This is a genomic window from Pseudoclavibacter sp. VKM Ac-2867, assembly GCF_015351275.1.
Lineage (GTDB): Bacteria > Actinomycetota > Actinomycetes > Actinomycetales > Microbacteriaceae > Pseudoclavibacter.
This window is the reverse complement of the sequence record NZ_JADKSL010000005.1, coordinates 50,381-75,396: the sequence shown is the minus strand read 5'-3', so window position 1 is coordinate 75,396 and position 25,016 is coordinate 50,381. Positions and strand designations below refer to the sequence as shown.

At 69.0% G+C, this 25,016-nt stretch carries 21 protein-coding genes; 14 read left to right on the top strand and 7 right to left on the bottom strand.

Features of this window, described 5'->3' with window-relative positions:
- The first annotated feature begins 70 nt into the window (after window positions 1-70).
- On the top strand, window positions 71-940 hold the full coding sequence (locus ITJ67_RS06795) for an HAD family hydrolase (protein WP_194677140.1): 870 nt from the start codon (window positions 71-73) through the stop codon (window positions 938-940).
- The gene (locus ITJ67_RS06790) at window positions 940-2,211 is read left to right on the top strand and encodes a RuBisCO large subunit C-terminal-like domain-containing protein (protein WP_194677139.1); all 1,272 of its coding nucleotides are present in this window, start codon (window positions 940-942) and stop codon (window positions 2,209-2,211) included. Before ITJ67_RS06795 ends, ITJ67_RS06790 begins: the two co-directional genes overlap by 1 nt.
- Before the next feature lie 62 nt (window positions 2,212-2,273).
- On the opposite strand, the gene ITJ67_RS06785 is transcribed toward ITJ67_RS06790, so the two are convergent.
- A complete protein-coding gene (locus ITJ67_RS06785; RefSeq protein ID WP_160072770.1) occupies window positions 2,274-3,449 on the bottom strand; it encodes a PucR family transcriptional regulator in 1,176 nt (391 codons plus the stop codon).
- A gap of 143 nt (window positions 3,450-3,592) precedes the next feature.
- Between ITJ67_RS06785 and ITJ67_RS06780 the strand changes: the two genes are divergently transcribed.
- The 3 genes from ITJ67_RS06780 to ITJ67_RS06770 are packed head-to-tail and all read left to right on the top strand — an operon-like array spanning window position 3,593 to window position 7,494.
- Window positions 3,593-4,924, top strand: coding sequence for an MFS transporter (locus ITJ67_RS06780; protein ID WP_104243106.1), 1,332 nt, complete (start codon window positions 3,593-3,595; stop codon window positions 4,922-4,924).
- Between the two features lie 54 nt (window positions 4,925-4,978).
- Window positions 4,979-6,685: an amidohydrolase gene (locus ITJ67_RS06775; RefSeq protein ID WP_104306016.1), complete on the top strand. Its 1,707-nt coding sequence runs from the start codon at window positions 4,979-4,981 to the stop codon at window positions 6,683-6,685.
- A complete protein-coding gene (locus ITJ67_RS06770; RefSeq protein ID WP_104299696.1) occupies window positions 6,682-7,494 on the top strand; it encodes a maleylpyruvate isomerase family mycothiol-dependent enzyme in 813 nt (270 codons plus the stop codon). Before ITJ67_RS06775 ends, ITJ67_RS06770 begins: the two co-directional genes overlap by 4 nt.
- A gap of 49 nt (window positions 7,495-7,543) precedes the next feature.
- Here the strand turns inward: ITJ67_RS06770 and ITJ67_RS06765 are convergent, their stop codons facing one another.
- Window positions 7,544-8,713, bottom strand: coding sequence for a Cmx/CmrA family chloramphenicol efflux MFS transporter (locus ITJ67_RS06765; RefSeq protein ID WP_194677138.1), 1,170 nt, complete (start codon window positions 8,711-8,713; stop codon window positions 7,544-7,546).
- A gap of 177 nt (window positions 8,714-8,890) precedes the next feature.
- The gene (locus ITJ67_RS06760) at window positions 8,891-9,694 is read right to left on the bottom strand and encodes a triose-phosphate isomerase family protein (protein WP_160072776.1); all 804 of its coding nucleotides are present in this window, start codon (window positions 9,692-9,694) and stop codon (window positions 8,891-8,893) included.
- Window positions 9,695-9,833: 139 nt separating this feature from the next.
- On the opposite strand from ITJ67_RS06760, the gene ITJ67_RS06755 reads away from it, so the two are divergent.
- The 3 genes from ITJ67_RS06755 to ITJ67_RS06745 all read left to right on the top strand — a co-directional run bounded on the left by ITJ67_RS06755 (window position 9,834) and on the right by ITJ67_RS06745 (window position 14,356).
- On the top strand, window positions 9,834-11,498 hold the full coding sequence (locus ITJ67_RS06755; protein ID WP_194677137.1) for a glycerol-3-phosphate dehydrogenase/oxidase: 1,665 nt from the start codon (window positions 9,834-9,836) through the stop codon (window positions 11,496-11,498).
- Between the two features lie 69 nt (window positions 11,499-11,567).
- Window positions 11,568-13,106, top strand: coding sequence for a class I adenylate-forming enzyme family protein (locus ITJ67_RS06750; protein ID WP_194677136.1), 1,539 nt, complete (start codon window positions 11,568-11,570; stop codon window positions 13,104-13,106).
- Window positions 13,103-14,356 (top strand): beta-ketoacyl-[acyl-carrier-protein] synthase family protein, encoded by a 1,254-nt coding sequence (locus tag ITJ67_RS06745; protein WP_194677135.1) that lies wholly within the window; start codon window positions 13,103-13,105, stop codon window positions 14,354-14,356. The genes ITJ67_RS06750 and ITJ67_RS06745 overlap by 4 nt, the downstream gene beginning before the upstream one ends.
- An 8-nt stretch (window positions 14,357-14,364) precedes the next feature.
- On the opposite strand, the gene ITJ67_RS06740 is transcribed toward ITJ67_RS06745, so the two are convergent.
- From ITJ67_RS06740 to ptsP, 4 genes are all read right to left on the bottom strand, one after another.
- Window positions 14,365-15,174, bottom strand: coding sequence for a MetQ/NlpA family ABC transporter substrate-binding protein (locus ITJ67_RS06740; protein ID WP_194677134.1), 810 nt, complete (start codon window positions 15,172-15,174; stop codon window positions 14,365-14,367).
- A 58-nt stretch (window positions 15,175-15,232) separates the two neighbouring features.
- Window positions 15,233-15,913: a methionine ABC transporter permease gene (locus ITJ67_RS06735; RefSeq protein WP_104330495.1), complete on the bottom strand. Its 681-nt coding sequence runs from the start codon at window positions 15,911-15,913 to the stop codon at window positions 15,233-15,235.
- Window positions 15,913-16,653, bottom strand: a complete 741-nt coding sequence (locus ITJ67_RS06730; RefSeq protein WP_194677133.1) for a methionine ABC transporter ATP-binding protein — start codon at window positions 16,651-16,653, stop codon at window positions 15,913-15,915. Before ITJ67_RS06730 ends, ITJ67_RS06735 begins: the two co-directional genes overlap by 1 nt.
- Window positions 16,654-16,814: 161 nt before the next feature.
- Window positions 16,815-18,506 carry a phosphoenolpyruvate--protein phosphotransferase gene (gene ptsP, locus ITJ67_RS06725; RefSeq protein ID WP_160072788.1) on the bottom strand — a complete coding sequence of 564 codons (1,692 nt, stop codon included), beginning with the start codon at window positions 18,504-18,506 and terminating at the stop codon, window positions 16,815-16,817.
- A 154-nt stretch (window positions 18,507-18,660) separates the two neighbouring features.
- On the opposite strand from ptsP, the gene ITJ67_RS06720 reads away from it, so the two are divergent.
- From ITJ67_RS06720 to ITJ67_RS06695, 6 genes are all read left to right on the top strand, one after another.
- Window positions 18,661-19,749: a YihY/virulence factor BrkB family protein gene (locus ITJ67_RS06720; RefSeq protein WP_194677132.1), complete on the top strand. Its 1,089-nt coding sequence runs from the start codon at window positions 18,661-18,663 to the stop codon at window positions 19,747-19,749.
- A gap of 88 nt (window positions 19,750-19,837) precedes the next feature.
- Window positions 19,838-20,686, top strand: coding sequence for an exodeoxyribonuclease III (locus ITJ67_RS06715; protein ID WP_160072792.1), 849 nt, complete (start codon window positions 19,838-19,840; stop codon window positions 20,684-20,686).
- A gap of 90 nt (window positions 20,687-20,776) precedes the next feature.
- Window positions 20,777-21,784, top strand: a complete 1,008-nt coding sequence (trpS, locus tag ITJ67_RS06710; RefSeq protein ID WP_194677131.1) for a tryptophan--tRNA ligase — start codon at window positions 20,777-20,779, stop codon at window positions 21,782-21,784.
- 91 nt (window positions 21,785-21,875) lie between these two features.
- On the top strand, window positions 21,876-22,613 hold the full coding sequence (locus tag ITJ67_RS06705; protein WP_160072795.1) for a polyprenol monophosphomannose synthase: 738 nt from the start codon (window positions 21,876-21,878) through the stop codon (window positions 22,611-22,613).
- A gap of 14 nt (window positions 22,614-22,627) precedes the next feature.
- Window positions 22,628-23,263: a GTP cyclohydrolase II gene (ribA, locus tag ITJ67_RS06700; RefSeq protein WP_160072797.1), complete on the top strand. Its 636-nt coding sequence runs from the start codon at window positions 22,628-22,630 to the stop codon at window positions 23,261-23,263.
- A 239-nt stretch (window positions 23,264-23,502) separates the two neighbouring features.
- A complete protein-coding gene (locus tag ITJ67_RS06695; protein WP_160072799.1) occupies window positions 23,503-24,912 on the top strand; it encodes an MFS transporter in 1,410 nt (469 codons plus the stop codon).
- The last annotated feature ends 104 nt before the right edge of the window (window positions 24,913-25,016 follow it).

Here is a 25,016-nt window from a genome sequence, read left to right as displayed (position 1 = left end):
GAGCACCCACCGCACCACGCAGCCGTTCGACGCCCGACCGCCTGACCCCGACCCGAAGGAGTACCCCCTCGTGCCAGCATCCGTGAACCTCGACACCGTGCGCGCAGTCGCGCTCGACGTCGACGGGACCATCGCCGGAGCCGACCACCAGCTCACCCCGCGCACGACAGCAGCCCTCCGCTCGCTCGTCGAGCACGGAATCCCGGTGATCCTCCTCACCGGACGGGCGAGACAGAACGTGCTCGAGCTGGCACGCGAGGCGGGCATCCGGAACACGGTCGCAAGCAACAACGGGGCGGTCATCTTCGACCCGGTGGAGGACACCAACACGACGATCACGCCGATGACGCACGCCGAGGCCAGACGCATCCTGGACCTCGGCGCGCGCCTCGGCCTCGAACGCACCTGGTGGTCGGTCACCGACATCTACGTCGACCGGGACGGCGAGTGCTCGCGGATGCTGCGGGAGCTCAACGAGCGGGACATCATCATCGGCGATCCCGACGAGCTGCCCGACGACATCACCAAGGTGATGCTCTTCGGCAGCGAGGCGGAACTCGACGAGGTCGCCGACCGCATCTTCGACGCCGCGCCGTCCGGCACCCGCTCCATGTACTGCTTCTTCGAGTTCGTGGCGCCGGATGCGACGAAGTGGCACGCGCTCGAGACCATGCTCGAGGAGCACGGTGTCGACCCAGCGCATACCCTCGGCCTCGGCGACGGCGGCAACGACCTCGCCTGGCTCACTCAGATCGGCTTCCCCTTCGCGATGGAGAACGCCCGCCAGGAGGTCAAGGACATCGCGATCGGCGTCGTCGGCCACCACGCCCACGACGGCGCCGCCGAGATCCTCGAGGAGCTGGCCAGGAGCATCGGCGCCGATGCGCCAGCACCGGCCGCCCCGCGGCAGGAGCCCGCCGAACAGCAGGAGGAGCACTGATGGACATCGAATTCGTCCCCGCCGACCTCGCCCTCGAGCGCGACCTGATCCTCGCGAGCTACGTCTTCACGCTGCCGGCGAGCCAGGACGCGCACGCCGTCGTCCAGCGCTTCGCAGTCGGCCAGACCACCGGCACCTGGCTTCCCGTCCCCGGCCTCACGCGCGAGCTGCGCGACAGGCACGAGGCGCGCATCGTGCGCATCCAGCCCATCCCGGCCGCCGACACGACGACCTCGGCGCCAGACGACGCGAGCTGGTACTTCGCCACGATCGGCGTGCCGGCAGTGAACATCGGGGATTCGATCCCGCAGCTGCTCACGACCCTCATCGGCAACGACGCCTCCACGTCGCTCGAGGCGAAGCTCGTCGACCTCGAGTTCCCGCGAGCGCGCCTCGACGCGTTCGCTGGCCCCCGCTTCGGCATCGAGGGACTCCGGCAGGTGCTCGACGTCGAGTCGCGCCCCCTGCTGCTCAACATGCTGAAGCCATGCACGGGCCTGACCCCCGACGAGGGCGCCGCGATCGCGTACGAGACGGCACTCGGCGGCATCGACATGATCAAAGACGACGAGCTGCTCGGCAACACCGCCTTCTCGCCCGTCGTCGACCGCGTCATCGCCTACAACGAGGCACTCGACCGCGCCGCGCAGGTCACCGGCCGGCGCACCATGTACATCCCGAACGTCTCCGACCGGCCGGACCGCATGCTCGACACCGCCAGACGAGCCGTGGATGCGGGAGCTCGCGCCGTCATGGTCTGCTACGCCAACGTGGGCTACGGCTCGGTCGAGGCGCTCGCCGACGCGGTCGACGTTCCCATCCTCGGGCACTTCGCCGGCTCAGCCCCCTACTTCGAGAACGCCACGACAGGCATGACCTCGCCCATCGCGAGCGGCCTGCTCCCCCGCCTCGCGGGCGCCGACCTCGCGCTCGTGAACACTCCGTACGGCGGGTACCCGATCACGCGGCTGCAGTACCTGCAGACCGCGCAGCAGCTCAAGGTGCCCCGCCCTGGCCTCCGCAGCACGGCGCCCATCATCGGCGGCGGCGTGCACCCGGGCACCGTGGCGACGTACGTCGGCGATCTCGGCAACGACATCGTGCTGGGCGTCGGCGGCGCCATCCAGGGGCACCCGGGCGGACCCGCGTCGGGAGGCCTCGCCATGCACCAGGCCATCGACGCGGCGCTCGCGGGCCGCGACGTCCGCGACTCCGACGGGCAGACACCGGAGCTCGACGCGGCCATCGCAGCCTGGGGCACCCTCGACTAGGCGTGCCTCAGAGCTGATCGCCCGGCATCTTCGGCTCCGGACAAGGTCTCTCGCACGAAGTCCTAGCTCCAGGCCACGACGAGTCGTGCGGCATCGCCGGGCAGCATCGGGTCCAGGCCCGTGACCTCGGCGAACCGCCGCAGGCGATTGCCGAGCGTATTCCGGTGGCAGAAGAGCTCTGCCGCCGACCCGCTGATGTTCCCGGTCCGCAGATAGCTCACGACCGCTTCCCGTAGACGAGTCTGCTCAGAGGGGCCGCAGCGAGCGAGCGCCGCATCGACATCCGCCAGGAGCGGCACCCCCGCATCGACGACTGCGCGCTTCGCGAAACGCGCCCACCCCCGCTCCCACGTCAGAGCATCGACCTCGTCTGGGCCGAGCAGACGAGCGAGAGACAGAGCGACTTGAGCAGTCTGACCGAGCTCGGGGAGCCCGCGACGAGCCTCCACCAGGCCAACCCGCTGCTCCCGCAGGCGTTGGAGCTGGGCGGCGGATGCAGCAGTCCGGTCACCCCACGGACTCCGTGGCGCGAAGGCGATGATCCCGTCGGCGACCGTATGCGTGAAGAATCGCGTGCCGACCCGATCGAAGTCCGCGAGCAGCAGACGCAGCGCCTCCGTGTCCGACCCCACGGCGGCGCACACGAGCAGAGGCGCCGAGACCTGCACACCGAGATGCGCGGCGACAGCCTGGAGCCGATCGTTCGCCGGAGCCCCTTCGAAGAGACTTGCGATGTGGCCTTGCAGCACCGCCGAGGCCTCGCCCTGCATGCGTTCACGCTCGGCGACGTACGCGCGCTGCGCCCGGTGGGCGTACTCGTCGACGGTTCGGATGACGACGGCCGTGTGCCGCACGATGAGGCCCGCGTCCGAGGGGGACGCGGTCCGAGTCACGGCCTCCCAGAGCACCTGGAAATCGGCGTGGATGGCCGACATCAGGGAACTGAGCGGAACGTCCGCACGGGCGCGTGAGACACCGACACGATTGGCCACCTCGACCACGTCCGGCAGGCCACCCTCCCTGAGCCCGTCGATCATCGCATCGAACGCCTGGGTCGCCGTCCTGCGAATCTCGGATCGCGGCACCAATGACGAGGCGTAGCCGGGAATGGTGAAGATCAGGTCCATGAACGCTTCGACAAGCTGCGGCACCTCGATCAGGTCGATGATCGCGAGCCAGCGCTCGCGGTCCTCCGTTCGGGGATGTCGGGAGATCCCCGAAGGGGAGGGTGAGGTCATGACCTCCACATTATGTGCAGATGCACTGATTTGGGGAGCAAGATGGGAGCCGATGCCCCTGAAATGATGACGAACCTCCTGGGAGGCTTCCTGTGGGCCCCCGCATACGGCGGTTGCCGGCCAGATCCTCACTGGAGATCATCATGAGCCACCACGCACCGACAGCAACGATCGAGTACAGCGCAGTACAAGAGCTGAGCTCAAGAGACGCCAACAAGGTCGCCATCGGCGCACTTGTCGGCACCGCACTCGAGTACTACGACTTCTTCCTCTTCAGCGCAGCCGCAGCGCTCGTCTTCAACGTGCAGTACTTCACCAACGAGAACGCGAGCGCAGCAGCGCTCGCCTCGTTCGCCACGTTCGGTGTGGGCGTCGCCGCCCGCCCGCTCGGCGGCATCATCTTCGGGGCGATGGGCGACCGGATCGGGAGACGCAAGACGCTGATGATCACCATCATCGGCATCGGCCTCATCACCGGGCTCATCGGCATCCTGCCCACCTACGCGGCGATCGGCATCGCAGCCCCGATTCTGCTCGTGCTCCTCCGCGTCGTCCAGGGGCTCTTCGTGGGAGGTGAATGGTCGGGAGCGCTCACGCTCGTCGTCGAGAACGCTCCCCTGCACCTGCGGGCGCGCTACGCGGTCATCCCCCTCATCGGCTCTCCGATCGGAACGATCCTGTCATCAGGCGGGTTCTTCCTCATCACGTTCTTCTTCACGCAGGAGAACTTCGACTCGTGGGCCTGGCGGATCCCATTCCTGCTCTCCCTTCCGCTGCTGCTCATCGCCATCTACATCCGCAGCCGACTCGAAGAATCACCGGTCTTCCGCCAGCTCGAGGCGGCCGGCGAGACAGCGCCGACGCCGGTCCGGACGACGTTCAAGCACAGCTGGCGCCAGATCCTCGTCGGACTGGGTGCCTCGCTCCTCGGCATGGGCGGCTTCTACCTGGTCACCACCTTCTGCGTCTGGTACGGCGTCAACGTGCTCGGCTATGAACCGTGGCTGATGCTTCTCGGGACGATCGCCGCCGCCACGGCGGAGATCTTCGTGATCGTCTGGGCCGGGAGGCTCGGGGCGCGGTTCGGCTCCAGCCGCGTCATCTTCTGGGGCGGAATCGCGTCCGCGATCGTGGCGATTCCCGCCTTCATGCTGCTCACCTCAGGTATCCCGACCCTGGTCATCCTCGCGATGGTGCTTGCCGTGTCGACCCTGTCGTTCCCCTACGCCGGTACGGGAGCCGTCTTGACCGGACTCTTCCCCGCGAGAACCCGGTACACGGGCGTGGCGGTGGCGAACAACACGGCCGCCATGGTGGCCGGCTTCGTCCCGCTCATCGTCACGGGACTGGTCGCGACGGCCAATGACTCCTGGTGGCCCGCCGCCCTCATGCTGGCACTCATCTCGATCATCACTGCCGTCTGCGGTGCCATCGCGCCGCGCTTCAGCGTCAGCCTTCCGGGGTTCAAGCACTAGCACCTCGTCGCGCGGATCAGGGCGAGCAACGAGCAACAGGGAAGAGAGAGCACCATGCACATCGACGTGAAGATCCGAGCCCACGAGATCCTCACCATGGACCGGGCGCGACCGAAGGCGAGCTGCGTCGGAATCCTCAACGGACGCATCGTCGGGTTCGACCAGGACCTCACCGGCATCAGTGCTCGCGAGGAGATCGACTTCGGCGACGCCTGCATCACCCCGGGATTCATCGACGCGCACTGCCACACAGCATGGTGGGGGCTCAGCCTCGGGGCGGTCGACGCCGGCGACAGCCCCACCTACGCATCCCTGTACGGCGCGATAGAGGCAGCTGTCGCTGCGGTCGACGACGAGCCTGGCGCCTGGATCCACGTGACGGGCTTCAATCAGGCTCGCTATGACGGCAGGTACCCCAGCCTCGAGCGGCTCGACGAGATCACCGGTGATCACCCGCTCTCCATGCGCCACACGTCTGGACACGCCTCCATCGTCAACACCGAGACGCTTCGAAGGATCGGCGTCTTCCGGGACGGCTTCGAACCGCCAGCAGGCGGAGCTGTCCTCCTGGACGAGAGCGGTGCACCGACCGGTGTGCTCGAAGAGGCAGCGCAAGGCCTTGTCCAGGCACTGCTCATGCCCTATTCGCAGGATGTGCTCGTGGACGCGATCGAAGCTGCAACCGCCAGGTACGCCGCCGAGGGCATCACCAGCTTCTCCGAGGCCGGCGTCGGCGGCGGCTGGATCGGGCACAGCCCTGTCGAGGTGGCCGCCTACCAGGCCGCGGCCGAGCGAGGCTCATTGCACGCTCGCGCTCAGCTCATGCCGGCCGCAGACGCCCTCCGTCCGCTCCACGCGCACCCAGCCGACTTCCACGGCCATGGCGAGGGGAGGGGCCTCGATCTGGGCGTGCGCTTCGGCTTCGGGACCGACGAGGTGCGGTTCGGGCACGTCAAGGTGTTCCTGGACGGGTCACTGCTCGGCGCGACGGCAGCCGTGACCGAGGACTTCTGCGGGCACGACCACAATCGCGGGTACCTGCTCGATGAGCCTGCGCACTACCGAGAGCAGGCGCTCGCCATCTACCGCTCGGGCTGGCCGCTTGCGCTGCACGCCATCGGCGACGCCGCCATCGACCTCGCTCTGGACCTGATCGAGGAAGCGCACTCGCTCTACGGCCCCCTCCCGGCGCCGTGCAGGATCGAGCATTTCGGGATCGCCCGACCAGACCAGGTCACACGCGCCGGGCGCCTGCGAATCGCCGTGACCCCTCAAGCAGGGTTCATCGGGCCCCTCGGCGACCAGATCCTCAAGCGGGTCGGGGCAGGACGCCGCGACTGGCTCTACCGTGGGCGGTCGATCATCGATGCCGGGGGGATCCTCACCGGCTCGTCGGATCTGCCAGTGGCAGACAACAATCTCAGGAGAGGCATGCAGTCAGCCGTGGACCGCCTCACCGCGGGCGGCGAGATCCTCGGGACGCGCGAGGGAATCACGCCGGAAGAAGCACTGCGGACGCACACGGAGTGGGCCGCGAAGGCAACGGGGCAGCTGCGAGACAAGGGCACCCTCGAGGTCGGCAAGCTCGCCGACATGACCGTGCTCGCGTCCTCGCCGATCTCGGCGACGGATATCTCGGCGATCGAGGTCGTCGCGACAGTACTGGGCGGAGAGCTCAGCTACGACTCGCGGAGCTCCGCCGTTGGCGGCCCGGCTCCGATTCCCACGACGATCAGAGACAAGAGAGCAGGAGCAAGATGAACGTGTCCGATGCGACCGCCCAGAGCACACCCCCGACCGGGGGCAGGCAAGCTCCCGGCACTCCTGGCGAGACAGCGGAGGGTCTGCGAGAAGTCCTCCATGCGCAAGCACGCTTCGACGAAGCCCTCTCTCACCTGGACGCCGGGGATCTGCGGGACGCCTCGCTCCTCCCCGGTTGGACGCGCGCCCATGTCATCGCGCACGTGGCCTACAACGCACGCGCGCTGGCTCGCCTCGTGGACTGGGCGGCGACTGGGTCTCGGAACCCCATGTACGAATCCCGAGCGGCACGCGATGCAGAGATCGAGGCCGGGTCTCAGCTGACCGCCGCGCAGCTGGCACGACTCTCGGCGGCGGAGGCGCGGAGCTTCGAGGCCGCCTGGTCCGCGCTCCCCGAGGACCGCTGGGACTACCAGGTCCGGGACGGACGGGGGTCGCCACTCGCGGTGAGGGACACGCTGGAGCTGAGAACCCGCGAGCTGTGGATGCACCTCATCGACCTCGACGCCGGAGTCACCCCGAGCGACGTCCCCGCCGTCCTCCAGCGACGCATCCTGCAGGAGGTCCTGGACACCTGGGCTCGTCACGACCACTTCGTCAGTGCCGTGGCGACGGATGACCGGAGCGCGTTCCACCCGTGGGCCTCGGCCGAATGCGGGCCAGGGGTCCGAGACACGGACCTGCGGGTCTCCGGCACGCTCTCCGACCTGCTCGCATGGGCAACTGGTCGGTCGCTGTCGGGAGTTGCGGCCGCAGACTTCCAGGGCCGGCCACTCGACACCGCGCCGCCCGCCAAACCCTGGATCTAGGCGCCTTCTCGGAGCACCAGGCGACCGAGGCGGACGCCGTCACGGCGGCTTACGCCGTGCTCGCCCGCGGCGTCCAGTCTCGCGAGAGCATCATGACGAGGAGCGCGACCGCGGTGAGCGCCGAGGCTACCCAGACTGGCGCGAGCGCCCCCACCCCCAGTGCGAGCCCGAGCGCTCCGAGTACCGGTCCGGCTGCCGCCCCGATGTTGAGGGCGGCGGTCGCGTAGGAGCCGGCCATCGTGGGCGCTGCGGAGGCCTCGTACAGGACTCGCGCGATGAGCGTGCTGCCGACTCCGAACGAGAGCACCCCGAGCACGAAGACCAGGGTGAGGAGCACCGCAGGGTGGGCGGCACCGCAGGCCATCGTGATCCATCCGGCCAGCAGCAGGGGGCCGCCGACGGCGAGGGCAAGTCCGGGTCGCTGATCCGACATCCGACCCGCGATCGTGACGCCGAGGAACGAGCCGACGCCGAACAGCACCAGTGCGACGGGAACCCACCCTTCGTCGAGCCCTGCAGTGTCGGTCACCACCGGCGCCAGGAACGTGAACGCCGCGAAGGTGCCGCCGTTGATGAGCGCGCCGAGCACCATCGCCCGCACGAGTCTCGGCGACGCCAGCTGAGCGAGCTCGGCGCGCAGACTCGGCGCGACGCCGCTCGCCCCGTCCCGAGCGTTCCTCTGAGGGATGCCCCGGACGATCCCGATGAGGGCGGGGACACAGAGGATCGCGATCCCCCAGAACGTCGCGCGCCACCCCAGCGCGGTGCCGAGCAGAGCGCCCGCGGGCACGCCAGCGACGGTGGCGATCGTCGTGCCGGACAGCAGGATCGACAGCGCACGACCCTTCCGGTCAGGCGGAACGAGTGTGGTGGCGACGCCGAGGGCTACCGCGAGGAACCCCGCGTTCGCGAGCGCACCGAGCACCCGCGTGACGAGCAGAGGCGGGAACGACGTCGCCATCGCGCCGACGACGTGGCATGCCGCGAACACGCAGAGACAGACGATGAGCGTCAGCCGCGGTGGCCAGCGTCGAGCGAACGCCGCCATAGCGGGCGCACCGACGACCATGCCGATCGCGAAGGCCGAGGTCAGCAGACCCGCGGTGCCGACCGAGACGTCGAGGTCGGCGGCTATCGCGGGAAGCAGACCCGCGAGCATGAATTCAGATGTGCCCATGACGAAGACGGCCAGGGCAAGCAGGTAGAGGGCAAAAGGCATCGAGGACTCCGAGGTGAGCGATCAAGAGAGGGGAACTCCTGTCACCACGGCCAGCTGCCCGAGAGAGCGGACTCACGCCCGCAGCTTGCGGGGCGGTACGACTAGCGGTTCGCGGGGCTGGCGGTGTGACCGGCAGCCCCTGACCTGTCTGACTCGGGACTCGACATGACCAGCACCCTACCTGCGCTCGATGCGCGGCGCATCGCCCACCAGCTGGTCCTGCACCGCCCGCACTTCGCGAACGGTCTCCAGGAAGCCCGCTGCCCGGAGGCCGAAGCGTCCGAGGAAGACGCCATCGGGGTGGCCCGCGCCGAGCTCTTCCGCGGCGTCCCAGATGGCGGCGAACGTCCCCGGCCCCGCGCTGCCGCCGTAGAGGATGCGCACGTCCCCCGAGCGAGCGGCGAGCTGCCCGCGGATATGCGCGATGGTGGCCGCCACGTAGTCGCCGGGGGCCGGCTCGGGTTGCCCGATCGCCCAGCTCGGCTCGTAGGCGACGACGATCGGCCGGTCGCCGGGTACATCCGCGAACGCCTCGATCAACTGCCGGTCGATGATCGACCTGGCCGCCTCACCCCGCTCCGGCTCGCCGGCGATCAGGATGGGGACCACTCCCGCGTCGGATGCGGCACGGCATTTCTCTCGCACGTCGGCGAGCGTCTCACCGAGGAGCTTCGCGCGCTCGGGGTGCCCGACCATGACCAGCGTCGCACCGACCTCCGACAGCACCTCGGCCGCCGTCTCGCCGGTGAAGGCCCCGAGACCGAAGGGCGAGACATCCTGTGCCCCGACCTGCGCTCCGATCTCGTCGAGCCCGTTGCCTGCGATCGAGATGACCGGATCGGGCGTGCAGAGGAAGATGCCGTCACCGCCGCGGGGACTCCCCCTCAGCTCGCCCACGACCTCGGCGACCCAGGCTCGCGTGTCGGCGAGGGTCGCGTAGGACTTCGAGCTGTGACCGATCATCATGGCTGGCAGCGTCATCGCTGTTCCTCCGTAGTCGTGGCGTTCAGAGTTGTCGAGCACACTCTCAGCAGCGCACTCGCCGCAAGTCTAATCCTGTGCGAACATGTACGTACAACTTCGTTTCGCGGCCTGGCCGCACGACCGGGTCAGGAGCACCATGGCAACGACGCCAAACACATCCCTCCGCGGCGGACTCCCGCGGGCGAGCGCAGGCGAACTCGCGAGCCGCACCTTCGACGTCATCGTCGTCGGCGCCGGCATCAACGGCGCCGCCGTCGCCCGCGAAGCCGCCCTACGCGGCCTGAGCGTCGCCCTCCTCGAACGCAGCGACTTCGGCGAAGGCACCTCCGCCTGGAACTCCCGCCTCATCCACGGTGGCCTCCGCTACCTCGAGCACGGAGAGATCCCCCTCGTCTACGAGTCACTCCACGACCGGGAGGCCCTCCTCCACATCGCACCGCACCTCATCGAGCCCATGCCCTTCATCGTGCCGCTCTACAAGCACAATCACCTCCCCGGCTGGATGTTCCGGATCGGGATGATCCTCTACGACGTGCTCTCCCTCCAGAAATCGCTGCCATCGCACCGGCACCTCGGCGTGAAAGAGCTCGCCACCGAGTTCCCAGGCCTGCGCCGAAGAGGCCTCGGCGGAGGACTCCACTACTACGACGCGCAGATCGCGTACCCGGAGCGACTTGTGCTCGAGACGATCCTGAGCGCAAGCGAGGCCGGCGCGCGCGTTGCGAACTACACGAGCGTGGAGCGCCTCGTCCGCGACGGCACCGCTGTGACCGGGGTGGAGGCCACCGACGTGACAAGCGGCGAGCGTTTCACGGTGCGCGGCCACACCGTCGTCAACGCGGCGGGCCCCTGGCTCGACGAGCTCTCCTTGCCCGCGGGAGTGAAGCGACAGATCGGCGGCACCACCGGCACGCACCTCGTCGTCGACGAGTTCCCGGGCGCCCCGACCGCCACCATCTACTACGAGGCGTTCACCGACAACCGCGCGATCCTCGTCATCCCCTGGAACGGCAAGTACCTCATCGGCACGACCGACGACCGCTTCGAAGGCGACCCGGGCAAGGCGCGCGGCACCGCTGCGGAAGTCGAGTACATCCTCAAGGAGACGAACCTCGTCATCCCGCAGGCGAAGCTCACCAAGGCCGACGTGCTCTACAGCTACACCGGAGTCCGCCCCCTGCCCTTCGTCGACGCCGCCAAGACCGGTGCCATCTCGCGCAGCCACATCATCACCGCCCACGACGATCGTCTGGGCCTCGTGAGCATCGTCGGCGGCAAGCTCACCCCGCACCTCAGCCTCGCGAAGGAGACCGTCGACCTCATCGCCAGCAAGCTCCTCGGTCGGAAGCTGCCCGCCTCCGGCGCGGCCAAGGCCGCCCTGCCCGGCGCATCCTGGAGCAAGTGGCCGAGCACGTCCCTGCGGCGCGCGAACCTCAGACGCGAGCTGCCGTGGGACGAGGCGATCTCCGACCGCCTCGTCCGCGTCTACGGTGCCCGCGCCCTCGACATCGCCGCCCTGGCCGCGGAGAGACCACAGCTCGCGAAGGTCATCGGCGACGGCCCCTCCGCCATCGTCGCCGCCGAGATCGTGTTCGCCATCGAGCAGGAGAGCGCCGTGCACCTCAGCGACATCCTGCATCGACGCACGATGGTCGGCCTCGAGGCCGACCTCGCCGTCTCCGTCGCCGAGGAGTCGGCGGCCGTGGCAGCGGATGCGGCCGGCTGGTCGGCAGAGCGGGTCACCCAGGAGCTCGCCGACCACGCCGCGTACATCACTCGCTTCCGCGGCGGGCTCGACTAGCCACCCGATCGACGCGCCCCTGGCTGACTTGCCCCGCAGCCGGCCAGGGGCACGTCCTAGACTCGACAGGTGCCTCTCACTCGCACGCTCATCGACGTCGCCGCCCGCAGGCCCGACCGCATCGCGCTCGCCGGCGACGGCGAGCGGCTCACCTACCGTCAGCTCCTCCGCTCGTGCGCAGCGGTGCGAGCGGGGGTGGAGACCCTCCTCGGCTCGTCCCAACCCGTCGCGCTCGGGGCCTCGTCGGCCGAAACGCGCGGCGTGCCGATCGTGGCCGTCTCCTTGTCGCGCGCGATCGACGCGGCGCGGCTCCTCACCGGCGCCATCAGCTTCCGGGCCGTCGCAGCCGTCCTCGACCCGCTGTGGCCGCTCGAACACCGCCTCGAGATCCTGCAGCGCGTCGAACCGGCACTTGTCATCACCGACGATGCCGACTTCGAAGACCACCTCCGGGCGTCCTCCTTCGCCGGAACCGTCGTCTCCCTCGCTGCGTTCGACTTGGCGGCGGCGGATGCTCTCGCTCGGCGAGACGATTCGGCGCCGGGCCCCGAGGTCCGGCCCCGCGACGAGCCGTTCCTGCTGCTCTTCACCTCGGGCACAACCGACCTCCCCAAGGGCTTCCTGCGCACCCGGGGCAGCTGGGACCACAACGTGGACATCAGCCGCAGGTACCTCGGCGTCGAGGACGGCCGCTCGACGATCGCCCCGGGCCCGCTCTCCTACAGCCTCACCCTCTACGCGCTCGTCGAGGTCCTCGCGACCGGCGGCTCCCTCTTCCTGCAGAGCCGCTTCGACGCGCAGGCCACCGCGCGAACCATCGCGACCGACCGCGTCGAGCGCCTCGTCGGCGTGCCCGCGATGCTGCTCGCGATCCTGCAGGCCGCACGTCGCGCCGAGCAACCGCTCGACTCCCTGCTCGAGGTCATCACTGGCGGCGCGAACCAGCCGGAGCACATCCGCCGCAGCTTCGAGGAGACCCTCCCGACGGCGCACCTGCGCAGCTACTACGGCGCCTCCGAGATCGGCTTCATCGGCTACAGCGACGCGGGCGACGGCACGAGCCTCACGCCCTTCGGCGGCGTCGAGGTGAGCGTGCGCGACGAGTCCGGTGCGGAGGTGCCCACCGGCGAGACGGGCACGCTCAACATCAGGGTCGGCTCAGCGGTCGAGCGCTACCTCGCCGCGACGAGCGCAGAGCGCATCACGGATGCCGACGGCTGGGCCAGCGTCGGCGACCTCGCCTCGTTCGCGGGCGGGCGCATCCAGCTGCTCGGCCGCGCTGGTGACGTCGCGGTCTCCGGCGGCCACAAGGTGTCCCTGCCCCAAGTCGAGCGTGCGCTCGCATCCCTGCCGGGCTGCGAGCAGTGCTGTGCCGTCGCCCTCCCAGACGCCACGCTCGGCTCGATCGTGGCGGTCGTCGTCGAGGGCGAGGCGGAATCGCTGCCCGCCAAGGCGCGGATGCTCGCGCACCTGCGTGCCCACCTCGCGCCGCAGTTCGTCCCCCACCGCCTCTACCGTGCGCTCGCCCTGCCGAGGACCGCCGGCGGGAAGATCCGCCGCACCGCCGTGCTCGAGCTCGTCGGCTCGGGCGACGTGGACCGGCTATGAACCGCGCCGTCGTCACCGCCGTGGGAGCCGTCACGCCGAACGGGCTCGACGTGGCGAGCACCTGGTCGTCGCTGGTCTCCGGCAGGAGCGGCATCGGCCTCATCGCCGGCGTCGACGTCTCCGACCTCGCCGTGCGCGTCGCCGGAGAGGTGCGCGGCTTCGACGCCGCCTCCCACCTCCCCAAGCGGGACATCGCGAGACTCGACCGGCACGCGCACTACGCCGTCGCGGCGGCGGACGAGGCGATGCGCGCCACGGGCATCACCCCTGGCGCCCTGCCGTTCGACGCCAGCCGATTCGCCGTCACCATCGCAACCGGCTCTGGACCCGTCTCGCTCACCCAGGATGCCGCGCGCGTCCTGGACGCCTCGGGCCCTCGCCGCGTGCCGCCTGGCGTCGTCGTGTACGGCGGCCTCGACGCCGCAGCCGCATACCTCAGCGAACGCTACGGCGCGCGCGGGGCGAGCGCCGGGCTCTCGGCGACGTGCGCCAGCGGCACCGTCGCGCTCGGCGAGGCGATGCGCACGATCAGACACGGCTACGCCGACGCGGTGCTCGTGGTCGCAGCCGACGACTGCCTCAACCGCGTCAACCTGGCCGTGAACGCCACGCTCGGGGCCCTCGCGCTCGGCCACGAGGATGCGCCCGAGACCGCCAGCAGGCCCTTCGACCGCGGACGCCACGGCTTCGTCATGTCGGCCGGAGCAGCCGCCCTCCTCGTCGAGTCCGAGACGAGCGCACTCGCGCGGGGCGCGGAGATCCTGGGCGAGATCGCCGGATACGGTGCGACGTCGGACGCCTACCATCCGACGGCGCCGAGGCCGGACGGGAGCGGCGCGATCGCCGCCATGCGCTCCGCCCTCGACGACGCGAAGCTCAGCACCGACCAGCTCGACCACGTCAACGCGCACGGCACGAGCACGCCGCTGAACGACGCCATGGAGACTGCCGCCCTGCGCGAGCTGCTCGGCTCCCGCCTCGGCGAGGTGCCCGTCACGGCCAACAAGTCCGCGACCGGGCATCTCCTGGGCGCCGCGGGCGCGCTCGAGGCCGTCATCTCGCTGCTGACGACGCGCGACTCCCTGATTCCGCCGACCCTCAACCTCGACGACCCCGAGTTCCCAGAGCTGGACGTCGTGGCGCACGAGGCCCGCCCCGCGCGCATCCGCACCGTGCTCTCGAACTCCTTCGGCTTCGGAGGGCACAACGCCTCGCTCCTGCTGCGTGAGTTCGCGCCGACATCCCGCTAGCTGGACACCTAGAACGCGGGCGGCACGTCAAGCGACTCGAGCGTCTCCCGCACGTGGTCGCTCGTGAACGCCTTCTCGAGCGCCGCGATCTCGGGCGTCCCGAGCTTGTCCTCGCGCGTGACGAGCGTCACGGCGAACTGAGGATCCTGCTCCACGGCCAGACCGTTGTCGACCGGCGTCAGCCCCAGCTGGCGCGCGAACGAGGGCAGGTTGAAGACCGCATCCGCCTCTTCGTACGCCGTGTTGAGCTGCAGCAGGTCGACCTGCGTGATCGTCAGCTCGCGTGGGTTCTCCGTGATGTCGGCGACCTTCGCGGTGAACCGCTCGACGCTCGGGTCGAGCGTGATGACGCCCTGGTCGGCGAGCAGCTGCAGGGCACGGGCCGCGTTCGCGCTGTCATTCGGGATGACGACGCTGCCACCCTGCGGCAGCTCGTCGAGTGAGGCCAGGGTCTTCGAATAGAACGCCACGACCGTCGAGTAGATCGGCTTCACACCGGCGAGCGACGCGTCGTTCTTCGTGTTGAACTCCTCCATGAAGGGCACGAACTGCACGAAGTTCGCATCGATCTCGCCGTTCTCGACGAGCACGTTCGGTTGCACGTAGTCCGAGACGGGCACCAGCTCGATCTCGTAGCCCTCCTCGATGACCTCGGCCGCCGCCTCGACGACATCCGTCATGGGCGTCACCGTCGCGGCGACCTTGATCGTGACGACGTCGCCACCCGCCTCCCCGGCGGACGGAGCGCACCCTGCGGTCAGGAGGGCGAGGGAGCCGACAGCCAGTGCGGCGCCGATCGAGCGGAGGCGGAGTCTCATGGCGGTTGGTTCCTTTTCGGGTCGTGCGGGAGGCGGATGGACGTCGTCCGACGGAGAGTCAGCGGCGGTCGAGCGCCACGGAGAGCCTGTGGCCCCCGGTCTGGAGGAGCTGCACGCAGACGATGACGATGACGATGGTCGTGTACATGAGCGGGTAGTCGTACTCCTGATACCCGTAGCGCAGGGCGAAGTCGCCGAGCCCACCGCCCCCGACGACACCGAGCACCGTCGAGTACGAGAGCAGGCTGATGGCGGCCGAGGTGAGCGCGTAGACGAGCCCGCTGCGCGCCTCCACGAACAGGAAGCGGGTGATGATCTGCCCCGTATCGGCGCCCATGGACCTGGCGGCGTGGATCACGCCGGAGGGCACCTCCAGCAGGATCTGCTCGACGAGGCGCGCGTAGATCGCGACGCCCACGAAGCACAGCGGGAACGTCGCCGCCTGCGTGCCGAACGTCGTGCCGAACACGAGGCGCGTGAGCGGGATGAGGAACACCACGAACAGCAGGAAGGGGAACGACCGGACGACGGTGACGTAGAGGTTGGCGACCCGCCACAGACCACGATGCTCGCGCACCCCACCCGGCCGCGTCAGGTAGATGAGGACGCCGAGCGGAAGCCCGAGCACGACCGCTGCTGCGAGCGAGAACACGAGCATGTATCCGGTCTCGGCGAGTGCCTGGCCGATCGCGTCGGCGTTGCCGGTGAGGGAGGAGACGATGCTGTCGATGAGCTCCATCACGACTCGAGCATCCGCTTCGCGTGCTCGACGTAGGAGCCGCGGTCGTCGCGCGCGCTGTGCTCGACCGAGACGATGCCCTGCAGCCGACCCCGGTCGAGGATCGCGGCCCGGTCGCAGATGGCCTTGACTGCGGCGAGCTCGTGGGTGACGAGCGCGATGGTCGTGCCGAAGTCCTCGCGCGTCGAGGCGAGCAGCCGCAGGATGTCGCTGGTCGTTCGCTCGTCGAGCGCCGAGGTCGGCTCGTCGCAGAGCAGCAGCGGCGGCCGCGTCACGAGCGCACGCGCGATGGCCACGCGCTGCTTCTGCCCGCCCGAGAGCTGAGCCGGGTAGTCGCCGCCCCGATCGCCGAGGCCCACGTAGTCCAGCAGCTCGTCGACGAACGCCGGATCCTTGCGCCGCTGCAGCCGCAGCGGAAGCTCGACGTTCTGCCGCGCCGTCCGGTTCGCGAGCAGGTTGAAGCTCTGGAAGACCATGCCGATGCGGCGGCGCAGGCCACGACGCTCGCGCTCGCGCATCGCAGACGGGTCGGCGCCCTCGATGAGCACTCTCCCCTCGCTCGGCGTCTCGTCGGCGTCGAGGAGTCGCAGCAGCGTCGACTTCCCGGCGCCGGACTCCCCCACGATGCCGAGGATCTCGCCGCGCCGGATCTCCAGGTCGATGCCGTCGAGCGCTGGCACACCCGCCCCGTATCGCACCGTGACGCGTTCGAGGGCGGCCACGGGGCCGGGATCAGGCATGCACGCTCCGTCGTTGTTAGATACTGTGCAACTATAGCGTCGAGCCGTCGGATGCGGAACCCCGCGCACGCAGAAGCGGGGCGCATCCGGAAGAATCCGGACGCGCCCCGCTCGACACCTGCGGCGCCCGCCAGCGAACCGGCAGCGCCTGCAGAAGGGCCCTACGCCTCGACGACCGGCACTGCCGTCGTGATGACACCGCGCGTCGCGAGCGCGTCGACCACGCGACCCTTCGCACCCTCGGCCGACTTCGCGAAGATCGCGAGATGAGCGATCTCCTTCGCCTGCTCGAGCGTGACGCGCTTGAGCGCGGCGCGGACCTCGACGAACGCGGGAGGCGCCATGGAGAGCGAGCGGACGCCGAGACCCACGAGCACGATCGCCAGGTTCGGGTCGGCCGCGGCCTCGCCGCACACACCCACGTTCTTCTGGTGGTGCTCGCCTGCCTCGCCGATACGCTCGATGAGGCGCAGCACGGCGGGGTGCCACGGGTCCTGGAACGCCGCGACGCTGCCGAGGAGACGGTCGGCCGCGAGCGTGTACTGCGTGAGGTCGTTGGTACCCACGGAGACGAAGTCGCTCGTCTCGAGGATCTGCTCGGCCAAGAGCGCAGCCGAGGGAACCTCGATCATGCTTCCGGCCGTCATGAGGCCGTACTCGCGAGCCAGCGCCGTGAAGTGCTCGCTCTCGTGCGCGTCGGAGACCATCGGAGCCATGACCCAGACCTTCGCCTCGGTCGCGGCCTGCGCGTTGGCGAGCGCCTGGAGCTGGTCGCGGAGGATCTGCTCCTTCTTCATGAGGACGCGGATGCCGCGAAGGCCTAGGGCCGGGTTGGGCTCGTCGGCCTCGGTGAGGAAAGCGAGGGGCTTGTCGGCGCCGGCGTCGAGCACGCGCACGACGACCTTCTTGCCGGGGAAGTGGGCGAGGGCCGCCGTATAGTCGGCGGTCTGCTTCTCCACCGACGGAGCCGTGTCGCTGTCGAGGAAGAGGAACTCGGTGCGGAACAGGCCGACGCCCTCGGCGCCGAGGGCTGCCGCGCGCTCCGCATCCACGGGCTTGCCGATGTTCGCGAGGATCTGCACGGGCGTGCCGTCGGCGAGCTCACCCGGCTCGATCGGAGCGGCCTTCATCGCCGCGACGCGGTCGATCTCGGCCTGGGCCTCCGCGATGCGCTCGGCGGACGGCTCGGTGATGACCTGGCCCTTGGCCGCGTCGACGACGATCGTCTCGCCGTCGCGGAGGCTGTCGGCTTCCTTGACCGCAACAACCGCGGGGAGACCCTTCTCGGCCGCCAGGATGCCGGTGTGCGCCTTGGGGCTGCCGTCACGGGTGACCAGCGCGAGCACCTTCGACAGGTCGAGCTTGGCCGTGTCGGCTGGTGCGAGGTCGTGGGCGACCAGGATGAACGGGGTGTCGCTCGACGGCACCTCGGGGGCAGGAACGCCGCGGAGCAGGGCGATGACGCGCTGCGAGACGTCGCCAAGGTCGGTCGCGCGCTCCGCCAGGTAGCCGCCGAGGCTCTTGAGCATCTCGGCGAACGAGGAGAAGGACTCGAAGACGGCACGCTCGGCGGTCTTGCCACCCTCGGTGGCCGCCTTGATGCTGTCGGCGAGCGACGGGTCGGCAGCCATCATGGCCTGCGACTCCAGCACGTTCTTCGCGGCGCCGTCGACGGTCGCTGCGCGAGCGGTCAGCGCCTCGCCGGTCTCACGGAGTGCGGCGATCGCGCGCTCGTACTCGGTCGCGGCGTCGCCGGTGGCGCGCTCGTCGGCCGGTTCGGGGAGCGGATCAGGCATGCGCAGGACTTCACCGAAAGCGACGCCGGTCCCGACGCCAAACCCCGTGTATTTCATAGCAACTCCTTCGTGCTGGTAACTCAGACAGCGTATCGGCACAGCAACGTAGGCTTCGACCGTGACCGAGCAAGACTCAACCAAGAGTTCGCGCAGTTCCACTTTCGCGCCGCCGTTTCCGAAGTTCCCCCCGGAGGCGCCGTTCGGCGAGCGCATGCAAGCACTGATCGCCTGGGCCCAAGCTACTCGCCCCGCCCGAGTCTTCGCCCATTTCGGGGCGAGAAGTGCTTCGGTCCTGGCCGGCGGCATGGCCTACTCGGCTATCTTCTCCATCTTCGCGGGCATCTGGCTACTCTTTTCTGTCGCTGGCATCTTCCTCGCGACGAACACCGAACTTCGCGACGGGCTCATCGGAGTGCTCAACTCATCCCTGCCCGGCCTCATCGGCGAGCAGGGCGCGATCGACCCGAGCCTCCTTGAGAGCACGGGCGCCTTCGGCTGGGCGAGCGCCATCGCCCTCATCGGTACCCTCGGCACCGCACTCGGCTGGCTCGGGCAGGCGCGCACGGGCATCCGCACGATCTTCGACGTCCCCGTCGCCACCAAGCGGAGCTTCGTCGTCCAGAAGCTCATCGACCTCGGCTTCCTCCTCGCATTCGCCGTGGCCCTGGCCATCTCGACCGCGCTCACGGTGCTCTCCTCGACCTTCCTCTCGTCGCTGCTCGAGACGGTCGGCATCGACGAGTCGAGCGGATTCGCGCTTGTCGTCATCCGCATCGTGACGATCCTCATCCTCCTCGCGTTCGACACCGTCGTCCTGGCCGGCATCCTGCGCATCCTGGCCGGCCTGCGCATCCCCACACGCTCGCTGTTCTTCGCCGCCTTCCTCGGGGCGATCATCATCGGCATCCTGAAGCAGGTCTCGACGGCACTCATCGGCGGCGCCACGAGCAATCCGCTCGTCGCCTCCTTCGCCGTGCTCCTCGGCCTCATGATCTTCCTCAACCTGCTCTGCACCGTGCTCCTGCTCACCGCGGCGTGGGTCAAGGTGACGATGGATGACATCGGTGCCTCCCCGAGGCTCCTCACTGCCAAGGAGGCCCGCGAGGAATCGTCCGACACGATCCTCCGTGCCGAGCGGGAGAAGATCGCGACCCAGGTGATCGAGTCCCGAGAGCGGCTCAACGCTGCGCCTCGGTTCTTCCGGTGGAAGGCCATGGCCGAATACCGCGCGCTCCTGCGCGAGCAGCGCAGGATCGAAGCCGAGGCGCAGCGACGCCGCTTCCAAGGCGGACGCGTCTAGACGACGCGCCGCAGACGAGAGGCGCCAGGGGACGAGCGACCGGCGACGCCGAGAGCCCGTGTCGGTGGTCCCGTCTAGACTCGAGCGCATGCCAAGAACCATTCGCATCGCGTCAGTGAACGTCAACGGAGTCCGTGCCGCCTACAAGAAGGGCATGGGCGAGTGGCTCGCCGAACGCGAGGTCGACATCCTGGCGCTGCAGGAGGTTCGCGCACCCACGGAAGAGCTGCACAAGCTCATCGACACGTCCGATTGGGACTTGCACGACCACCTGGCGACCGCGAAGGGCCGTGCCGGCGTCGCCATCGCCTCCCGCATCCCGATCAGCGCCGTCCGCACCGAGCTCGGGCCCGACGACTTCGACTCGGCCGGCCGCTGGCTCGAAGCCGACTTCGACATCGACGGCGTCCCGCTCACGGTCGTGAGCTGCTACGTCAACTCCGGCGAGGCAGACACTCCGAAGCAGGACGAGAAGTGGAAGTTCCTCGACGCCATGAGCGCGAGGCTCCCCGAGCTGCAGGCGCACAGCGCCCACTCGCTGATCGTCGGCGACCTCAACGTCGGCCACACGAAGCTCGACATCAAGAACTGGAAGGGCAACGTGAAGCGTGCCGGCTTCCTGCCCCGCGAGCGCGCCTACTTCGACCGCATCTTCGGCGAGCGCGGCGCGAGCATCGAAGGCGCAGACGGCAGCGCTGGCACCGGACTCGGCTACGTCGACGTGGGCCGCGCGCTCACCGGCGAGGTCGAAGGCCCATACACGTGGTGGTCACAGCGTGGCCAGGCCTTCGACAACGACACCGGATGGCGCATCGACTACCAGGTCGCGACCCCCGACCTCGCCAAGCGTGCCGTCTCCTACGCCGTCGACCGCGCCGCCAGCTACGACACCCGCTGGTCCGATCACGCGCCCGTCGTCGTCGACTACACGTTCTGATCTCCGGGGCCGTCGCCCCGCATCCGCCCGCAGCGGCCCACCCCACTACCCCACTCGCACGACCAACCGCACGACCTCGAGGATCTCCTGATGACCAAGCCCGTGCTCTTCTCCGGCATGCAGCCCTCCGCCGACTCGCTCCACCTCGGCAACTTCATCGGCGCGCTCAGCAACTGGGTGCCCATGCAGGAGGACTTCACGGCCATCTACTGCGTCGTCGACCAGCACGCCATCACCGTGCCCTTCGAACCGAGCTCGCTGCGCGAGCGCACCCGGGTGACGGCGGCGCAGTACATCGCGGCAGGCATCGACCCCGAGAAGTCGATCCTCTTCGTGCAGTCGGCCGTGCCCGCGCACGCGCAGCTGCAGTGGGTGCTCTCCACCATCACCGGTTTCGGCGAGGCCAGCCGCATGACGCAGTTCAAGGACAAGTCGCAGCGGTACGGCGCCGACACGACCACCGTCGGCCTCTTCACGTACCCCGTGCTCATGGCCGCAGACATCCTGCTCTACCAGGCCGCGTCCGTGCCCGTCGGCGAAGACCAGCGCCAGCACATCGAGCTCACCCGCAACCTCGCCGAGCGGTTCAACTCGCGCTTCGGTGACACCTTCGTGGTGCCGGAACCGCACATCATGAAAGAGACCGCGAAGGTCTACGACCTGCAGAACCCAACCGCCAAGATGTCGAAATCGGCGGAGTCGGACGCTGGCCTCCTCCGCCTGCTCGACGACGAGAAGGTCACACGCAAGAAGATCATGCGCGCGGTGACCGACGCCGACGGCGAGATCCGCTTCGACCGCGAGTCCAAGCCAGGAGTGTCGAACCTCCTCACCATCGCGTCCGTGCTCTCGGGGTCGTCGATCGACGAGATCACGGCACAGTATGCGGGCGGCGGCTACGGCGACCTCAAGAAGGGCCTCGCCGAGCTCGTCGAGTCGACGTTCGCCCCCATCCGCGAACGCACCAACGAGCTCCTGGCCGACCCCGCCGAGCTCGACCGCATCCTGGAGCGCGGCGCAGAGCGGGCAAGCGAACTCGCCCTCACGACGCTCGACGAGGTCTACGCTCGCGTCGGCTTCCCCAAGCCGAGACGCTGACCTCGCCCCTCCCCTGAGGGGCGAGCTGGGCACTTCCCACACCCCAGCTGATCGCACCGTTTCTGCCGAATCTCCGCGCTAGGATGACGCAATGCCCGAAACGCTCGTCATCATCCCCACCTACAACGAACGCGAAAACGTCCGCTCCATCGTGGACCGTGTTCTCGGGGCGGATTCGCGTATCCACGTGCTGGTCGTCGACGACAACAGCCCAGATGGCACCGGCGACATGGCCGACGAGATGGCCGCGGCAGACGAGCGCGTCAGCGTGCTGCACCGAGCCGGCAAACTCGGGCTCGGCACGGCCTACCTCGAGGGCTTCGCGCTCGCCGCCGAGCGCGGCTACACCTACGTCTTCGAGTTCGACGCCGACGGCTCGCACCCACCCGAGCGACTGCCCGAGATGATCGACGCGCTCGATGCGGGCGCAGGCCTGGTCATCGGAACCCGCTGGATGCCCGGCGGGCGCACCGAGAACTGGCCCCTCCAGCGCCAGATCCTCTCCCGCGGCGCGTCCATCTACGCCCGCGTGCTGCTGCAGAGCAAGATCCGCGACATCACCGCCGGCTACCGCGGCTACCGCGTCGACCTCCTCCAGGGTTTCGACCTCAGCCGCATCAAGAGTGCCGGCTACTGCTTCCAGATCGAGATGGCCTGGCTCTTCGAACGCTCCGGCATTCGCGTGAGCGAAGTGCCCATCACGTTCGTCGAACGCCAGGAAGGCGCATCCAAGATGTCGAGCGACATCATCGTCGAGGCCGTCTGGCGAGTGTTCGCCTGGGGCCTCGGCTACCGACTCGGCGCACTCTCGCGCCTGACCGGTCGTTGAGCGAAGGCGATTCCATGAGCGACGCACCCACCCCCTCCGTCACCTTCGAGGCCGAGACCTCGATCCCCACGCGCCACGGGGTGCTGCGCTTCCGCGCGTACACCGACGATGCCGACGGGCAGCTGCACCTCGCGATCGTCTCCGGTGAGCCCGAGAACGGCGCCATCGTGCGCGTGCACTCCGAGTGCCTCACCGGCGAAGCCTTCGGCTCGCTGAAGTGCGAGTGCGGGCCGCAGCTCGACGCCTCCCTCGAGGCGATCGGCCGCGACGGCGGCATCGTGCTCTACCTCCGCGGCCATGAAGGCCGCGGCATCGGACTCCTCAACAAGCTCCGCGCCTACGCCCTGCAGGAACAGGGGCTCGACACGGTGGATGCGAACCTCGCGCTCGGCCTGCCCGCCGACAGCCGCGCCTACAGGGCAGCCGCCCAGATGCTCGACGACCTTCAGATCTCCCGCATCCGCCTGCTCACCAACAACCCCGCCAAGGCCGAGGCTCTCGAAGAGCACGGCATCACGGTCGAGGAGCGTGTGCCCCTCGAGGTCGGGCGCGAAGACGCGAACCTCGCCTACCTGACCACCAAGGTCCAGCGCATGGGTCACATCATGAGCGAGCTTCCGCAGCTGCCGAACGACGACGCCGCCAGCTGAGCACGGCCGGAACCGCATACCTCATGCGGCCCACGATTGGGTAGTGGGCCAGCGAAAGTGACGAATGACGTGTAACCTCGTCTCGGCCGGAAGCCACAAGCATCCGACCGAGCACGCGTCAATCGGCCTCGCATCCGCACGGTCCGACGCGTTCCACCCACCGCTGCTCTGAGCTCAAGCACCGCGCGACCCGCACCGAAACCGCGTCTCACCAGCGAGCCAGCTGTCTCAGGAGCAACGTGTCATCCCCCAGCAAGACCAAGACCGGAGCGTCCGTCGAGGAGTTCGAGGTCAAGAACTCCCGCGGCAAGGTCCTCACCGCGAGCCTCGTCGGAACCTCGATCGAGTTCTACGACTTCTACATCTACGCGACCGCCGCGAGCCTCGTCTTCCCGGCCCTCTTCTTCCCGAACGACAACGAGACGACGGCGCTCCTCGCCTCGTTCGCCGTCTTCGGTGTCGCCTTCATCGCTCGCCCAATCGGGTCGATCCTCTTCGGCCACTTCGGCGACCGCATCGGACGCAAGGGCACCCTCGTCGCGACGCTCCTCACCATGGGTATCGCCACCTTCGCGATCGGGCTCCTCCCGACGGCGCTCACTCCCGGCTGGGAGATCCTCGCACCGACGCTCCTCGTCATCATGCGCTTCTGCCAGGGCCTCGGCCTCGGCGGCGAGTGGAGCGGCGCTGCCCTCCTCGCCACGGAGAACGCCCCGGCGAACAAGCGCGCCATCTACGGCACCTTCCCGCAGCTCGGCGCCCCCATCGGCTTCATCCTCGGCAACCTGCTGTTCGTGCTGCTCTCCCACTTCATGAGCGACGAGACGTTCTTCGCCTGGGGCTGGCGAGTGCCGTTCCTCCTCAGCGCCATCCTCGTCATCGTCGGCCTCTGGGTGCGCATCAGCCTCCTCGAGACGCCCGCGTTCGAGAAGGTCGTCGCCGCAGGCGAGGTCTCCAAGGTTCCGCTGTTCGCAGCGTTCAAGACCAGCTGGCGCCAGATCATCCTGGGCACGTTCATCATGCTCGCCACCTACGTGCTCTTCTACATGATGACTGCGTTCACGCTGTCCTTCGGCACGAAGGCCACGACCGAGCAGGCTGCCGCGAAGGCCGAAGCAGCCGGCGAGGCGTTCGACCCGGCCGCCTGGGTGCCAGGCCTCGGCTACATGCGCGAGCAGTTCCTCATCATGCTCATCGTCTCCGTCGTCTTCTTCGGCATCTTCACGCTCGTCTCCGGCCCGCTCGCCGAGAAGTACGGCCGCCGCAAGATGCTGCTCTGGACCACCGGCGCGATCTTCATCTTCGGCTTCGCCATGACGCCGCTGCTCGCCGGCGGCTTCATCGGCACGCAGGGAATGCTCGTCATCGGCATGACGCTCATGGGCCTCACCTTCGGCCCCATGAGCGCCGTCCTCCCGGAGCTCTTCCCCGCCAACGTGCGCTACACGGGAAGCGCCATCGCCTACAACCTCTCGAGCGTCTTCGGCGCCGGCTTCGCGCCGACCGTCTTCATCGCTCTCTGGGCGTTCGGCGACGGCAGCCCGTTCTGGGTCGGCGTGTACCTCGCCGGTGCCGCGATCCTCACCTTCGTGGCACTGCTGATCTCCAAGGAGACCCGCGACATCGCGTACGTGACGAACACGAAGTAGTCACCGCGCCTCATCGACGGGGGCCGTGCATCCACTGCGGATGCACGGCCCCTCTCGTCTGCCCGCCCAGCGCACCGGAGGGCGGATGCTCCAGGTCGGGGCGG